This window comes from Paenibacillus sp. FSL L8-0638, assembly GCF_038593075.1.
GTDB classification, from domain to species: domain Bacteria; phylum Bacillota; class Bacilli; order Paenibacillales; family Paenibacillaceae; genus Paenibacillus; species Paenibacillus polymyxa_D.
Genome location: NZ_CP151960.1, coordinates 463267 through 479093, shown reverse-complemented (window position 1 = coordinate 479093; position 15827 = coordinate 463267). Strand labels below are relative to the sequence as shown.

Annotated in this window: 16 protein-coding genes and 1 riboswitch; of the genes, 6 read left to right on the top strand and 10 right to left on the bottom strand. The window is 46.9% G+C overall.

The genetic code is table 11. The annotated features are described in order from the left end of the window. Positions 1-95: 95 nt before the first annotated feature. The 3 genes from MKY35_RS02120 to MKY35_RS02110 form a co-directional block, all read right to left on the bottom strand. Positions 96-1157 carry an EAL domain-containing protein gene (locus MKY35_RS02120; RefSeq protein ID WP_342445447.1) on the bottom strand — a complete coding sequence of 354 codons (1062 nt, stop codon included), beginning with the start codon at positions 1155-1157 and terminating at the stop codon, positions 96-98. Between the two features lie 271 nt (positions 1158-1428). Then, a complete protein-coding gene (locus tag MKY35_RS02115; RefSeq protein WP_342445446.1) occupies positions 1429-3531 on the bottom strand; it encodes a bifunctional 2',3'-cyclic-nucleotide 2'-phosphodiesterase/3'-nucleotidase in 2103 nt (700 codons plus the stop codon). A 224-nt stretch (positions 3532-3755) separates the two neighbouring features. After that, positions 3756-4190, bottom strand: a complete 435-nt coding sequence (locus MKY35_RS02110; protein ID WP_029514695.1) for a pyridoxamine 5'-phosphate oxidase family protein — start codon at positions 4188-4190, stop codon at positions 3756-3758. 270 nt (positions 4191-4460) lie between these two features. Next, positions 4461-4570, top strand: a riboswitch (TPP riboswitch). 194 nt (positions 4571-4764) lie between these two features. Here MKY35_RS02110 and MKY35_RS02105 point away from each other — a divergent pair. Then, entirely contained in the window at positions 4765-5808 is a 1044-nt protein-coding gene (locus MKY35_RS02105) for an ABC transporter substrate-binding protein (protein WP_318627663.1), read from the top strand. An 8-nt stretch (positions 5809-5816) separates the two neighbouring features. Here MKY35_RS02105 and MKY35_RS02100 read toward each other — a convergent pair whose 3' ends face one another. Further along, positions 5817-5999: a hypothetical protein gene (locus MKY35_RS02100; protein ID WP_342445445.1), complete on the bottom strand. Its 183-nt coding sequence runs from the start codon at positions 5997-5999 to the stop codon at positions 5817-5819. A 308-nt stretch (positions 6000-6307) separates the two neighbouring features. Between MKY35_RS02100 and MKY35_RS02095 the strand changes: the two genes are divergently transcribed. The 4 genes from MKY35_RS02095 to MKY35_RS02080 are packed head-to-tail and all read left to right on the top strand — an operon-like array spanning position 6308 to position 9234. Continuing rightward, positions 6308-6601, top strand: a complete 294-nt coding sequence (locus tag MKY35_RS02095) for an MTH1187 family thiamine-binding protein (RefSeq protein ID WP_342445444.1) — start codon at positions 6308-6310, stop codon at positions 6599-6601. Next, positions 6598-7374: an ABC transporter permease gene (locus MKY35_RS02090; protein ID WP_342445443.1), complete on the top strand. Its 777-nt coding sequence runs from the start codon at positions 6598-6600 to the stop codon at positions 7372-7374. Before MKY35_RS02095 ends, MKY35_RS02090 begins: the two co-directional genes overlap by 4 nt. Before the next feature lie 44 nt (positions 7375-7418). Next, positions 7419-8369, top strand: coding sequence for an ABC transporter ATP-binding protein (locus MKY35_RS02085; protein WP_342445442.1), 951 nt, complete (start codon positions 7419-7421; stop codon positions 8367-8369). A gap of 55 nt (positions 8370-8424) precedes the next feature. Further along, the gene (locus MKY35_RS02080; protein WP_342446584.1) at positions 8425-9234 is read left to right on the top strand and encodes a TatD family hydrolase; all 810 of its coding nucleotides are present in this window, start codon (positions 8425-8427) and stop codon (positions 9232-9234) included. 143 nt (positions 9235-9377) lie between these two features. Here MKY35_RS02080 and nfsA read toward each other — a convergent pair whose 3' ends face one another. The 6 genes from nfsA to MKY35_RS02050 all read right to left on the bottom strand — a co-directional run bounded on the left by nfsA (position 9378) and on the right by MKY35_RS02050 (position 15074). Continuing rightward, a complete protein-coding gene (gene nfsA, locus MKY35_RS02075) occupies positions 9378-10121 on the bottom strand; it encodes an oxygen-insensitive NADPH nitroreductase (RefSeq protein WP_029514690.1) in 744 nt (247 codons plus the stop codon). A 292-nt stretch (positions 10122-10413) separates the two neighbouring features. Continuing rightward, positions 10414-12870 (bottom strand): heavy metal translocating P-type ATPase, encoded by a 2457-nt coding sequence (locus tag MKY35_RS02070; RefSeq protein ID WP_342445441.1) that lies wholly within the window; start codon positions 12868-12870, stop codon positions 10414-10416. A 110-nt stretch (positions 12871-12980) separates the two neighbouring features. Then, positions 12981-13181 (bottom strand): copper ion binding protein, encoded by a 201-nt coding sequence (locus tag MKY35_RS02065; RefSeq protein WP_013308457.1) that lies wholly within the window; start codon positions 13179-13181, stop codon positions 12981-12983. Between the two features lie 55 nt (positions 13182-13236). Then, positions 13237-13587: a metal-sensitive transcriptional regulator gene (locus MKY35_RS02060; protein WP_342445440.1), complete on the bottom strand. Its 351-nt coding sequence runs from the start codon at positions 13585-13587 to the stop codon at positions 13237-13239. A gap of 130 nt (positions 13588-13717) precedes the next feature. Next, positions 13718-14518 carry a DUF3600 domain-containing protein gene (locus MKY35_RS02055; protein WP_342445439.1) on the bottom strand — a complete coding sequence of 267 codons (801 nt, stop codon included), beginning with the start codon at positions 14516-14518 and terminating at the stop codon, positions 13718-13720. Next, a complete protein-coding gene (locus MKY35_RS02050) occupies positions 14508-15074 on the bottom strand; it encodes a sigma-70 family RNA polymerase sigma factor (protein WP_342446583.1) in 567 nt (188 codons plus the stop codon). The genes MKY35_RS02055 and MKY35_RS02050 overlap by 11 nt, the downstream gene beginning before the upstream one ends. Positions 15075-15353: 279 nt before the next feature. Between MKY35_RS02050 and MKY35_RS02045 the strand changes: the two genes are divergently transcribed. Further along, positions 15354-15812 (top strand): hypothetical protein, encoded by a 459-nt coding sequence (locus tag MKY35_RS02045; protein ID WP_039270281.1) that lies wholly within the window; start codon positions 15354-15356, stop codon positions 15810-15812. The last annotated feature ends 15 nt before the right edge of the window (positions 15813-15827 follow it).

The following is a 15827-nucleotide window of genomic DNA, read 5'->3' as shown; positions in this document are numbered from 1 at the left end:
ACCTCTGCACTCGCGTTTTTTACATCAATGCTTATACGACAGCCTTATTTAAGCTCCAATTTTTATAAACTACATCTACTTAAATTTGTTCCTGACTATATTACGCTGCTAAGCATAAAATTGGAGGGCGGACCGGGCTCCGGCTTGCCAAACAAATAACCCTGAGCCAGTGACACACCTGCTTCACGACAAAATTCAAAATCCTCTATCTGCTCTACTCCTTCAGCCAACACTTGGCCTCCAAAACGAAAAGCCGATTCTACAATTCCTGTGATTTGCCGTTTCTGATTACTGTTACTATGACAGCCGTCAATTATACTACGGTCAATTTTGACATAATCCGGCTGAAGGCAATTCATAAGCTCTGTCGTAGAATAGCCTGCCCCCACATCGTCCAGGGCAACTGAAACTCCTCGATTACGATACTGTTCAAAGATATGATGCAAAAAATTAAGGTCGTCTATCTCTTCCGTTTCTACGACCTCAAATACAAAATCCTTAGTACTCATGGATAACCGATCAATCGTCTCAAAGGTGTGATTCAAGCAATAAGCCGGATTATAAATGGTGGAAGGGAGAAAGTTAATAAAACGTTTAATCCCCGCCGGAAGGCATGTTGCACTTTTTTCAATAGCGGAATAACGAGCCGAGCGATCCAGATGAGCATGCAAGCCAGCTTCACGGGCGATTTCAAACAGTCGGAAAGGCTGAAAAGGTCTCTCCGCATGTGACGGACGCAGCAAAAACTCAAACCCGATAATATCCAGCTTGTGGTCAACAATAGGCTGCATATGGCTGGAAAAACTTTGATCCTTAATAATACTCACGATATCCGGATGTTGCAGTCTGGCTTGCAATTGACTAAATAAAAGCCAGTCCTCATATCCTTCGACATGATGCAAGCCAGTCACCACAACTTGTATATGGTTCAAGTATTCCTGCGGCAGACGAGCCAGTTCGTTAACCAGCTGTTCCAACTCTGAACGGCTGTCATAGCGAAACTCTATGCCGCCCTCACGCTCATGTTGCTGCTTCATTTGTTCCGATAGCATACCCAAACCATCCAATGCTGGAGTAAGCGACACCCTGGAATACCTAATTCTAAGCAATCCTTGATCCTTTATAGGTAATATGATGCTGCAATTGCTGCATGTCATAATGGTCCTCCTCGGAACAATTTTCCGGTTTTTTCACCATTATATCACAAATAACTAGAACAAAAGTACTATATAATTACGTTTTTTTACAAAAAAGCAGCTTATTCTTAACGATAACTTAGGACTTAAGTACATATTCGACAAAAACAAAACCTTTTTACACTCATAATAATTCGGGGCTGTTTTTTTGACATTAAAAAAAGCAACAAATCTCTTGGTTAAAGAGACTTGCTGCTTCATTCTGATATTAAACGAAAACTAAAATTCGAAGTTATTTGGACGCCTTTGGCTTTGTTGTTTTAGCTGGTTTAACAGCCGCCGGTTTGGTCGTTTTAACAGCTGGCTTTGCTGTTGCTTTCGCGGGAGCCACAGCTTCCTTTACAGGAGTCGTTGCTGCACTAGGCTTAGCGCCAGCTTTTAAGCTGTATTTGGCAAAGCCGTCTGCCGCGCCGCTCAAGTATGAAATTTGTTGATTGCCTGCCAGCACGTCTTTGGCATCAGGAGAGGACTCGAAAGTAACCTTTGCCTGACCAAAAGGAGCAATAGACCAGTTGCCATCCGCCGATGGATTAATCGTTCCGTTCGTACGAATATAGTCAACAACGACTTGACGACTTTCATCCGGTGCTGCCATCACAATTCGTTTGCCATCTGGGTTGGCCAGTTTGGATGAGGAAGCACGATAGTTATTGGTGGCTACGATAAATTTCTGCGCAGGATCAATAGCCTTCCCATTGTATTGCAGATCCTTGATACGATGCGCTGAAGAATCAATAATAGTTCCCTTGGCATCATATCGTGCAGGCTGCGTTACATCAATCTGGTAATTCACACCGTCAATGACATCGAAATTGTAGGTTGGGAAATCCTTGTTGATCAGCGATTGCTCCTCAGTTTGCTTTGGATCAATACGGTTGAACTGACCCGCAGACCACTCCAGCCATTCCTGAATTTCAGCACCGGTCACTTCTACAGCATGAACCGTGTTCGGGTACACATACAGGTCGGACACGTTTTTAATCGCTACCGTACCTTCAGGAATATTAGTGTAATACTCGGCTCCGTTTCGACCGCCGGCCTTGAATGGAGCGCCTGCCGACAATACTGGAAGTTTTTCGTATTCAGTTCCTTTGAGATGGTTTTGAACATACCATTTCTGTGCATTCGTCACAATTTGAATGGAAGGGTCGTCCTGCACTAATGCAAAATAGCTGGTAATTGGCGCCGTCGTTGTTCCTACAGGCTGGCGAATATAATCCAGCGTTCCTTGATGCTCTTCTTTGACCGCATCAATCAGTTTAAATTCAGGGATAAACTGCACAGTCTGATTAGTGGTGCTCACAACCGGACGCACTTGAGATTGAGAGTTAGTCACGTTCCACTCGCGATTTTTCTTTTCTAGGCTCAGGTCAATGATACCCAGATCCTTGCCCCATGAGGAAGCTTCCACGGCCGGTACGCCATTAATGGTTCCCTTATCCAGATCTACACCCTTCATATCTTTAAAATCAGGGCCAGGGAAAGATTTATGAGCATGCCCAAACAGAATAGCGTTAATTCCGTCCACCTGGCTCAAATACTTAACGGCATTCTCCATCAGTGGCGTTTGTGGCACATCCTCATAACCGGTATGCGCAAGCACGACAATAATGTCAGCACCTTCCGTCTTCATTTGAGGAATAAACTTTTTCGCCGTTTCCACAATATCCTTCGTAACGACTTTATCCTTCAAATTGGCTTCATCCCACTGCATAATTTGAGGTGTGACCAGACCGATCACACCCACTCTGAGTGTATGCTCTTCGCCCTTCTCGTCCGTTACTGTTTTATCAAGAATCTGATAAGGGGTAAAATAATTTTTAGTAGCTTGGCCCCCTTTATCAACATAAACGTTCGCATTTACATAAGGAAAATCAGCTCCCTTGAGCGATTTGTCCAGAAAGTCGAGACCGTAGTTGAATTCATGGTTGCCCACTGTAGCTGCATCATAGCCCATCAGGTTCATCATCTTGTAGACCGGATGGACACCGCCTTCTTTCTCAAAGGTTTTGTTGCGGGCCATATAATCGCCTAATGGGTTGCCCTGCAGCAAATCACCATTATCGAACAGCATACTGTTTCTTGTTTCACTACGTGCCTTCTGGATCAAGCTAGCTGTACTAACCAAGCCATACTCGTTGGTTTCTTTGTCCGAATAGTAATCGTAGTTCATCAGGGACGCATGGATATCCGTTGTTTCCATGATCCGCAAATTCACCGTAGCGCTATCACGAGAATCACTAGCTGCCCAGGATGGAACGGCTGAAAACACCAGCATGCTACAAGCTACAACTGCTGCTGTAAACCCTTTAAACCAATTTTTACGTAATAACAAAATATACCCCTCCTCATTAAGGTGTATGCCTCATATACATACTTTTGCACATATATGTAAGCCTTGAACCCACCATTTCTATTTTAATCCAACGCCAGACAAAAGAGTAGTCATTTACTTAAAATTATTTATGAAAAAATAATTAATTTTCTCAAACATAAAAAAACCAGCAAACCTCCTAATAAAAACTCGGAGATTCACTGGTCTATCCATTTATATTCGTATTATTTCTTCCACACCTGGCGCTCCGTTTGCTGACCCACATACTCAATGCGAGTCGGATTCACGTCCAGAATGACATAATCGGGATCATCCGGTCCGGAGAACCATTCCTTCAAGGAATCGTTCCACACTTGTTTGCGCAGCCCCTCATCAGCTGTAATCTGGACGGTAGCCTCCACTTCTACAACTTCCTTCGTACCGCCAACCTCATAACCCAGCAGCAGGTAAGCATTCGGATTGTCCTTTAGCTCATCCACTTTATGCGTTTTGCGATCTGTCGCCAGATGAATGTTCATTCCATCGTTAAAAAGGGCCATATAGCGTACTTTCGGTTTGCCACCCTCTACCGTACCTAACGAACAAAATTTGTTGTTATCCAAAGCCTTCACAATGGCTTGTTCCAGTTGGTTGCGATCCAATGTTTCCGTTTTACCCACAGTACAACAACTCCTTTTCACGAATTAGAATTCTCTACGGCCATGCCATTGGGCACCAGCCCATCTGAACCTACCTGCGCTGCTGTTCTGAAAATAACATGACCGGATCGAATCGGATTGATTCATACTCATTTTCAGATCAAAGCTCACAGTAAAAGTGTACCCTGTCGTTCGGCAAATGAACCGTCATCTCTCCCTTCATGCTGGACAGACCTGCATTCAAAGCATATAATCGTCGTAGTAAACCCGAATAAATGAACCCATTAAACCATACAATGCCAGGGGTGCTGGAATCGGCCGGCTGAGAGTGTGTCCCAAGACACTGACCCTTACAACCTGATCTGGGTAATGCCAGCGTAGGAATGCTTAAGCAAGATGTGCCTTTTTTACATAGGACCATCCCTTACTTTGGTATATACAAGCGCAAGCGTCCCGGAAACTCGGGACGCTTTTTTTGTTGAGGATTAAGTTGTTGGAAAGATCGCGTCCGGCAGATGTTATTTTTATGAAAGTGGGAAACTTAAGCTGTCTGATTGGATGGATACCGGGTAATCAAAAGGAGAGAACACTAACGATGAAGCGCATGAAAATATTAAGCCTGGGACTGATCAGTCTGTGGCTCATGGCCCTGACCCTGACCGCTTGCGGTGGAAGTCCCCCTACATCCCAAGAAGCGGCTTCCGCTACCGACACTCAAACGTCTACTCCGGCAAAGGGGCTCAAAGATGTTAAAATCGTGCTCGACTGGACACCCAATACGAATCATACGGGACTCTATGTCGCCAAGGACAAAGGATTTTACGAAAAAGCAGGTTTGAATGTCCAAATTGTTCAACCTGGTTCAGGCGGAGCCGATCAAATGGTTGCTTCTAATGCTGCACCTTTTGGTATCAGCTACCAAGAAGGCGTCACACAGGCCCGCACGCAAGGCGTGCCGCTTGTATCCATCGCTGCGGTGATTCAGCATAATACCTCAGGCTTCGCAGCCCCGGTAGATCGCGGAATTAAAAGCCCGAAAGATTTTGAAGGTAAAAAATACGGCGGTTGGGGCTCTCCCGTAGAAGAAGCGGTCATGAAATCCATCATGGATTCAGACAAAGGCGATGTGAGCAAAGTGAAGATCGTCAACATGGGTAATGCAGACTATTTTACAGCCGTGAAGCGGGATATCGACTTTGCCTGGATTTTCTACGCATGGACCGGAATCGAGGCCCAACTTCGAGGTGAGCCATTGGATATGCTGTATGTAAAAGATTATTCCAAAAGCCTCGATTACTATACGCCTGTAATTGTGAGCAACGAACAGACGATAAAAAATGATCCCGAGCTGGTTAAAGCGTTCATGGACGCTACCGCCCAAGGCTATGAATACACTATCGCCCATCCGGAAGAAGCCGCGGACATCTTAAGCAAAGCTGTACCGGAGCTGGATAAAAAACTGGTACTTGCCAGCCAAAAATGGCTAAGCCCACGTTATCAGGATGATGCCGCGCAATGGGGCGTGCAAAAAGCGGAGGTATGGCAAAACTATTCGGACTGGATGTACGAACGCAAGCTGCTCAGCAAGCCTTTGGAAGTCGATAAGGCCTTCACAAACGACTTCTTGCCCAAGCGTTGATTATGTTGTTAAAACGCTAAATAAGACTGAACTAGAGAAGTGAACGAAGCGCCACTACGCAGTCGGATGATGCTTCCCATCGCTGTTATATCCAGATTTCTTTTATGAATATCCAGAGGTTGAAATCTGGTTACAAAGGCGAATGCTAACGCTTGTACAGCACCATTCCGCCCACTTCGTTCTCGTTCCACTTGGTTTATTCTTTAGTTTCATATTATCTAAGCGCTAAGTAGGTACGTTTGTGTGTTAAAAATGCCGCACAAACCAGCTTTAAAAATAGGGTGCTTTTAAGGCGGGCAGCAGCGTAGCGGTTCATTTGAAATCTGGAGAAGCGGAGCGTTCGCCTTTGCAGGGGAATTCTTACCTTTGAAAACTTAAATAATCCAAGAATCCCCCTGCAACAGCGATCGTAAGACCAAATGAAACGCGGAGCGGTCTCAAACGCCTTAAACCACCCTATTTTTCTAAAACACTCCAAATGAAGGACAGGTGAATTTGCATGGCTAATACACTGCTCAGTATTCAAGTAATCCCTAAAACTCCTAATAACGAGGACTCTTACCCGTATGTAGATAAGGCGATTGAGGTCATTCAGCGCTCCGGTATCAAACATCAGGTGAACCCATTGGATACGACCATGGAGGGCGAGCTCGACGAGTTGCTGAAAGTGGTTAAAGAAATGCATGAGGCTTTGACGGAAGCGGGCAGTCCCAGCGTCATTTCACAGATCAAAATCGCACATAACCCACAAGGCATCAGCATGAACAAGCTGACCGAGAAATATCGCCCATGAATCCGAAAGGCAAGAACGCATCCTGGTGGAAAAGCGTATGGCCGCCCCTTGTGGCGGTCCTCTTCTTTTTAGCGGCCTGGCAGGGGGCGGTTTCCTATTTGCATGTTGAATCCTGGCTACTGCCAGCTCCATCCCTCATCGTACACGAGGGCATAGCCCAGACGGCGCTGCTTGGTGCCCATACATGGGCTACAATTCGCCTGACACTTGCGGGATTCGCTATAGGGACAGCAACGGGACTGTTGATCGCCATCTTTCTTCATACCATTCCTTTTCTCAAATCCGCCCTGTATCCGCTGCTTATCCTGAGCCAAAACATTCCGATCATCGCCCTGGGGCCGCTGCTCATGGTGTGGTTTGGTTTTGGCATGTTGCCCAAGCTGATGGTCATTACCTTAGTATGCTTTTTTCCCGTGGCTGTAGCGACCATGGACGGGCTGACACGGACGGACCGTATGATGATGAACTATATGCAGATGTCGGGTGCAGGCCGCATGGCTATTTTTATGAAGCTGGAGTTGCCACACTCGTTGCCGCAAGTATTCTCCGGCATCAAGATTGCTGCCACCTACAGTGTGATGGGCGCAATTATTGCCGAATGGATTGGTGCGAGCGAAGGAATCGGATATTATATGTTGCTGCAAAAATCGGCCTATCGCACGGACCTCATTTTTGCCGCCATCGGCATCATTGTCGCGCTCAGTTTACTGATGTTTGTCATCATAGTACTACTGGAAAAATGGCTGGTTCGCTGGAAACCAGATCAGGAATAGCTTCCTCCTTGAATTAAATACAGCAAAGAAAGGACGTGGCACGTATGAGTCTGCATCCGACTGACTTATCATCACATAACGTGGCTAATGAACAACGAGCCCGGGAACAGCAGAGTCCTTCGACTGCCCCTCCTGCTCTGGAATTGGACGGGATCAGCCTCGCCTTCCGCGAAAAGCGAAGCTTACTGCCCGTACTGCAGGATGTATCCCTAACCGTCAAGCCGGGAGAATTCGTCTCCCTCATCGGTCCGTCAGGCAGCGGCAAAAGTACGCTGTTTCACATCATCGGTGGGCTACTCAAACCACAGCAGGGACGTATCCGTATGCACGGACGGGACATGACTGGTGAACGTGGGCATATCAGCTATATGCCACAGCAGCCCGCCCTTTTCCCATGGCGTACCACGCTGGACAACGTAATGCTGGGGCAGGAAAATGCCCCAAGTAAAAATACAGCAGTACCCCCTCAGTACGCCAGTGAACGCGAGCGTCGCAAAGAAGCCTTGCAATGGCTCGAGCAGGTTGGACTAGGCAAATTCGCCAAGGCGTATCCACATACGCTGTCTGGTGGAATGCAACAGCGCGCAGCCTTTCTTCGCGCACTGCTCAGCCCGCAGGAATTAATGCTGCTGGATGAGCCGTTCAGCGCACTCGATGCGCTGACACGTGCAGACATGCAGCAATGGTTATTGCGGATGTGGGAGAAGAACCGCCGCTCTGTGCTGTTCATTACCCACAGCATTGAAGAAGCGCTGCTGCTCTCCGACCGCATTTATGTGCTGTCAGCGCGACCTGCTTCGGTGGTGCATGTCGTAGATGTCCCTTTTCCCCGCCCGCGTAGGGAAGAAATCACCCTCGATCCACTCTTTATTGAATGGAAGCGGACCATGACCGGCTGGATGCGCGAGGAAAAGTACAAACTGGACGGCGACATGGACAATGCTAAGAGCGTCCACAAGAATATCCCGGAAGATGGATTGAATCGGCATGAGTGACGTAAAAGTTCGATGTACATCGAAATGGAACAGCCAAACAAAGCTAGGCTTGGATTTGACCACAACAAGACCCGCTCCATTAATCGACGCGCACATTCATGTAGACAGCTACCCGCCCGAACAACAGAAGCTATTGCTCGCTTCACTTGCTGATAGCAGCGTCCAAGCCGTGATAGCCGTGTCGATGCATCTGGACTCCAGCCGAGCCAATCTACGGTTAGCCGAGCGTTACCCTGGGCTAGTACGGCCAGCCTTTGGCTTTCATCCCGAACAGGCCCTTCCACCGCAAGCTGAGCTTGACCTCTTGTTCGACTGGATGGACGAACATGTACAGCAGATGGTCGCCGTGGGTGAAGTCGGCTTACCCTATTACAATCGGCTGGAAGCCTCACAGAGCGGTTCACCTTTTGACCTCGCTCCCTACATAGTGCTACTGGAGCGTTTCATCCAGTTTGCAAGCAAGCATAGCAAGCCCATTGTCCTGCACGCCGTTTATGAAGACGCAGACATCGCCTGTGACCTTCTGGAACGTCACGGCGTCACGCAGGCGCATTTTCACTGGTTTAAAGGCTCTGCCGCCACAACCGAACGTATCGCCCGGAACGGCTATTATGTCTCCTTCACACCGGATCTCCTGTACGAAGAAGAGATCCGCGGTTTGGCAAGACAGTATCCGTCTGATCAGATCATGGCAGAGACAGACGGCCCCTGGCCGTTCGAGGGTCCTTTTACCGGACAACAGACACATCCACGGATGACTGCCGACGTCATTCGCACGTATAGCAAGCTGACGCATCAACCTGAATCTGCCGTCCGTCAACTATTTTATGAAAATACGAGACGTTTTTACTCACTATCTGATTGATAAAAGCATATCAGCTATTTACTGAAAGGTTTACAACCACAACTTGTAACCAAAGCAAAGAACCTCCTTATTTACGCGGGACTCCATCCTACGTAAAAAGGAGGTTCTTGTATTTTGCAGGTTTTTTTGTCGCTACTCAGCTTTTATTGCTTCAAGAAACCCTTCTGTTCCAAAAATGGCTTCAACTGCAAGCGTGCTGGCTCGGTCAATCTTCCGGCCATTTGTTCAGACCATGGCGTAGAGCGTTGACCGCCCGTACGTTCCTTCAAATATTCCGCTGATGTGTGATCGTATACCTCTACAGCTTTCATCGTCTGATTTTTGTCGTAGCCGTTCATATGCAAAACACCGGACAGCGGAAGACGTGGACGCAAGCCCGTTTCCTGATCCGGTACACCAATACACATACCGAATACTGGATACACCAGCTCTGGCAACCCTAACAACTCAGACACCTCTGCTATGTTAGTACGAATGCCGCCAATGTAGACGATGCCCAAGCCCAGTGATTCAGCGGCTACCGCTGCATTTTGTGCAGCTAACGCGGCATCAATGGTCGCAACCGTATAATTTTCAACGGACCCCTCATAGGAAGGCTGACCTGGCTGATGGTGGAGCGTGACCTGTTTCAAGCGATACAGGTCTGCGCACCATACCAAAAACGCAGGGCATTGCTCAACGTAAGCCTGCCCTCCTGCCAACTCCGCCAGTTTTGTTTTCAAAGAAGGCTCGGTAACGGCGATAACGGTATATGCCTGCACATTGCTGGACGAGGAAGCCATTTGGCCAGCTGCCACAATAGCTGCGAGCTGCTCGTCGGTAATGGGGTCTGACTTGAATTTTCGCACAGACCGGTGATTCATCAACAAGGAAATCGTATCATTCATGACTGCTTCACTCCTAATCCATAATATAAGCTCTTTATCTACTTCAAGCTGTGAGTATACGAAGAAGTTCTTGCATGCTTGCATGGCACTCCTACAAATATTATGGAACTTTCGCGAATGATAAGCAACCTGACGTAATGAAAGTTGAATGGTTTTAAAAAACCAAACACAACAAAAAGCAAGCACGCAGAGAAACCAAACCAATTGCGCGTACTTGCTCTATACTCTGATAATAACTTTATCTCGATACAGAAGTCCGACAGCACGCTATCCTGCCGATACATCCATACACTTACAGCTTTACTCGTTGGAGACGCAGCGCATTCAGCACAACTGAAACAGAGCTAAATGCCATGGCCGCTCCCGCCAACCATGGGGCAAGGAAGCCCAAAGCGGCAATCGGAATGCCGATCACGTTATACCCGAGCGCCCAAAACAGATTTTGCCGTATGTTTGTCATGGTCCGGCGGCTCATTTCAATCGCGTCAGGAATACTGTTCAGGTTGCCGCGCATGAGGGTAATATCCGCCGCCTCCATTGCCACATCCGTTCCCGTGCCCATCGCCATCCCAATATTAGAAGTAGCCAGCGCAGGCGCATCGTTAATACCATCCCCAACCATAGCTACGATCATGCCCTGTTCCTGAAGTCGTTTCACTTCTTCAGCCTTTCCTTCAGGCAATACCTCCGCCAGCACTCGTTCAATTCCAGCCTCGGCGGCAACAGCCCGCGCAGTCCGTTCATTGTCACCCGTAATCATAATGACTTCAATGTTCATCGCGCGCAGACGGGCAACGGCCTCCCGTGACGTTTCTTTAATCGTATCCGCCACGGCCACCAGTCCAGCATAGGAACCATCAACAGTAACAAGCATCGCAGTTTTCCCTGCGTTTTCCAGATCATTCATATACTGCTCAGCTAAGTCATCTATCGCGATGCCTTCCCTGCTCATCAATCGGCGTGTACCGGCCAATATTTGCTTACCTTCCACATGTGCCTTCACACCATACCCCGGAATATTTTCAAAATCTGTCGGTCCTACTAGCTCAATGCCTCGATCTGCAATCCCCTTTACAATGGCTTCCGCCAGCGGATGCTCTGAGCTTTTTTCTGCCGCACCGAGCAACCGCAGCAAATCCTTTTCAGCCATGCCGCTTGCTCCAACCATAACATCCGTCAGCTCGGGCTTGCCATTCGTAACTGTACCTGTCTTATCCAACACCACTGCGTTGACTGAACGGGTCATTTCCAAATGCTCGCCGCCCTTGAACAAAATACCGTATTCGGCGGCACGTCCCGATCCTGCCATAATGGACGTTGGAGTAGCCAATCCGAGCGCACAAGGGCAAGCAATGACGAGAACTGCAATCATTTTCTCCAGTGAGCCTGCAAAATCAGTCGGCGTCACAAGGAAAAACCAGACGATAAAGGCCAACACAGCGATAGCAACAACAATGGGGACAAAAATACCGGAAATCTGATCCGCAATCCGCTGAATGGGGGCTTTGGAGTTTTGGGCATCTTCCACGACCTTAATAATACGGGACAACGCCGTATCACCACCCACACGCTCAGCCTGAATACGTAGAACCCCGTTTTTATTGAGCGTCGCCCCTGTAACTGCGGAACCAGCTTCTTTTTCAACCGGAAGACTCTCACCACTTAACATGGATTCGTCCACTGCCGAACGTCCGTCTACGACCACACCATCGACAGGAATTTTCTCGCCGGGTCGTACAATAAAGATATCCTTCACACGTACCTGTTCAATCGGAATATCAAGCTCTTGCCCATCACGTACTACACGTGCCGTTGTCGCCTGTAGACTCATCAGGCTCTTGATCGCCTCGGACGAACGCCCTTTGGCTACCGCTTCGAACCATTTACCAACCAAAATAAGTGTAATTAGCACCGCGCTTGTCTCGTAATACAGCTCCGGCATGGTCATGACAGGCATTCCCGCCATCCCCTCCATAACATCAGCCGGACGCAGAGTAAGGTACAAGCTGTAAAAATAAGCCGCAGACGTACCCAGTGCAACTAACACATCCATATTCGAACTGCCGTTACGAAGCGCTTTGTACGCGCCCACATAAAACTGCCAACCAATGACGAACTGAATCGGCGTTGTCAGCACTAGTTGGAACCATGGATTCAAGAACAGTTCTGGCACATAAATCCATGATGTAAAGGAAAAATGAGCCACCATCGCCCACAACAACGGCAACGACAGCACTGCGGACACAATCCACTTCCATTTTTTACGATGGATATCCTTACTGCGGACATCCGCGATATTGTCCTCAGCGCTCTGCGGGATCGCTCCGTAGCCTAGCTGTTCAATCTTACTCACCAGATCACCAACCGCAATACTCCCCGCGGCATATTCCACATGAGCGGTTTCCATCGCCAAATTTACCGTGGCACCTGTTACACCAGGCATCCGATTCAATCCCTTTTCAATCCGGGTTGCACAGGCCGCGCAAGTCATGCCCGTTACATTCAGATTGGCTTCTTCACTTACAGTTCCAAACCCAAGAGAAGCAATTTTATCGCGGAATTCAGGGATCTCCACCTGCTTGGGATCATAGGATATCGACGCCTGCTCCAAAGCCAAATTCACATTAGCCTGTGCCACACCGTCTATTCGATTTAAACCTTTCTCAATACGGCTTGCGCAGGCAGCACAGGACATCCCTGTAATGTGAAGCGTTGTCTGCTTATCACCGTCGGTCGCACGGTTTTCCATGGCCATCCTCCTCCCATACCCCAGTGGGGTATATTATATTCAAAAAGAAAAAGCTTCTAATATGGAAGCTTCTTCTTCGAAACAAGTTTTTTCACACATAAAGCTTCAGCTTAAACAACATCATAGCCTTGGTCTTCAATGGCTGTTTTCAGCGCCTCGACGTTCAGCTTGGACTCGTCATATTCTACATTCACTTGTTTCGTTTCGAGGCTGACCTTGCCGGTAGCGCCAACTTTCTCCAAAGCTCCTTCTACTGCCTTCACGCAATGATTGCAGCTCATGCCTTCTACATTCAATGTAACTTGTGCCATTTTCTTTTCCTCCTCTGGGGTACTTCCGTACCCATAATGTGTATGAATACTACTCTTAACGGATTAGCTTTTTGACCGTAACCAGCAGCTCGTCAATCACTTCCTGCTCTCCTGCCTGCATGCGCTCAATGACACAGCTTTTCATATGCCCTTCCAGCAGCAGCTTACCGACACCATTCAGCGCGGACTGGACAGCCGCAATCTGGTTCAGTACATCGTCACAGTAGGTATCCTTCTCAATCAAGCCTTTAATTCCGCGAACCTGACCTTCAATACGGTTCAACCGGGATACGAGGCTGTTCTTGAACTCTGCCGAATGATGACTTTTTCTAACTGTCTTTTCCCCGTCTGTTCCACAGTGATTCTCATGGACTTCAGTGTGGGAAGCAGATTGCTCCTCAGCCATACATCAGCCTCCTGTGTGGTGTATATATGCATTTAAACATTTGTTATATCCCCATCATAATATACCCCCTCGGGGTATGTCAACATTCTAGGAAAATGTCACTTTTTCGCCTTGATTTTCGCCACTGTTTCTACTCAAGCGAATTAAATTGATCAAAATAAGGCTGTAGCAACTCTAACTGTTCCTCATAATCTTTTCTATCCCTCTCAGATAAACGATCTGGATATAGTACACCTTTGGCCCCTGTAATGCGGGGTACATACTCGTAGAACTTCGTGAACAGTACACGAAACTTTACAAATTCATCCTCAGTCAGAACCTTTTTCGCATAGTCCAGCTCGACCTGTAAATCGATGCCTGCGTGGGCCTTTGCATCTAATGTGCCCGTAATGGCAGAATCACCGCCATCTTTTTTACCATCGTCCGTTTGGGTTAGCACTTTCCCCTGATTCAACTTGTCATAATACGGCTCCAGCTTGGCAGATATATGATCGTATTCACGCTGTTCCTCTGCGCTTAAGCGCTCCTTGTGGAGTGCGCCGTTTTCATCCGTCATTTTCAGATTATAGGCCCCGAGTTCTCTCAATAACCCTATAAAAACAGTGAACTCCTCTTTCGTTAAATACCCCTGCGCCTGCTGCAACTTGGATTCTACTCTATTATATTCCTCTGGCGATCCTCCCATTTCAATTAGCTTTTCCTGTGAACCATACATTGTATCCGCCAAATAAGTGTAAGTAGCAAAAGCACCTGTTGGAATTAGTAATAACACTACGAGAAGAGTTATCACAATATACCTTTTCATAGGTTTAGGTCCTCCTTTTTCAAGCCGTTCAATTTGACCCATAATGTTTTCTTTTAATTCAGCCGGAGCCAATATGTGGTCATCATCCTGCTGCATCACCCTACGTAGTTCTTGCTCAAGCTTCATGGATCTTCTCCACCTTTCCGATTAGAAAATGTTCCTGCTGCTCTTTCGATCGAAGCTTTTGCAAAGCCGCGTGAATTCGTGATTTCACCGTGCCTAACGGTATCTCTAAAATATTGGAGATTTCCTCTTGGGAATATTCCTGCAAATAGTGCAACACAATTACCTGTTTAAGCTTGAACGAAAGCTGCTGAACTGCTTGGAGCAATACATGATTTGCAACCTTGTCCACAATTTCCTCAGAAAAATCATGAGATGTATGAAGTTCGAGCCTTTTTGCTTTGCTTGTGATTCGTAGCCTCATCCATTGTTTTCTACGGTAAGCCCGGATCTGACGCATAACGACCCCCATTAGCCAAGGCTGAAAAGGACGTCTTTCGTCAAATTGCTCAAGTGATTTATATACATGAATATAAATTTCCTGCACCACATCATCAGCATCCACTTTCTCTTCCAACAAAAAATGCACCGTTCTATAGACTGTATGAATTGTTTGATCATACAGTTCTCTGTAAGCCTCACGACTGCCAGCCAGCGTCTCCGTAACAAGAGCAACCATCAAATCATTCTTTGTCAAATTTGCCCGCCTCCTTGCGTTGTCCAATCCTGATCTCCCCCTTTCTTTCATCTCACATCTATATATTTGGCAGGAAACCGAAATATCGTTCGATTCTGTCTCAACATCAGGAAAATAGTCTCCGCATAATCATTCTTTAGCAGGACTACTCTTTTGGTAATATATTGATATAATATTAAAGTTGCAATTCCCACTTGTCTTGTATATATACAAACGAGCAATAATAACAAATCATACGTCGAAGGAGCTTATTAGAAGTCAATGAAAATAAAGATTACACCCTTGTTACGGCTTATCCAAGGCCTGTTGTGGTTTAAAATCCTTGTAATCATTATCGCAGGATGTGTATTTATTTCAGCCCAACCGACAGGTGGGGAGTCTCGGTTAATCCATATGGCCTCCCGCACGCTATCCATCACACCTCCACTTGAAGGTTCTACCGCTCATATGGTCGGATTTGTATTCGGAAAATTGCTCTTTCGATTACTTCCTACAATAATGATCTTGCTGTTTATTGCGACAAAAAAGTATAAACTTACCCTTACTTTACTGCTTTTCGTATCCATTTTTGGTTTGAACATCAACGGAATAGACCCTTTCTTTCCCGTTCATATCTGCATGCTTATTTCAATTCTGGTTCACAAACCATCTCGTATGTACTTAAAACAGACACCTCTGCCCGCAAAGGAAGCCGAAGATATCTCGATTGCAAAACGGTAAAAAACTCCCATGGAC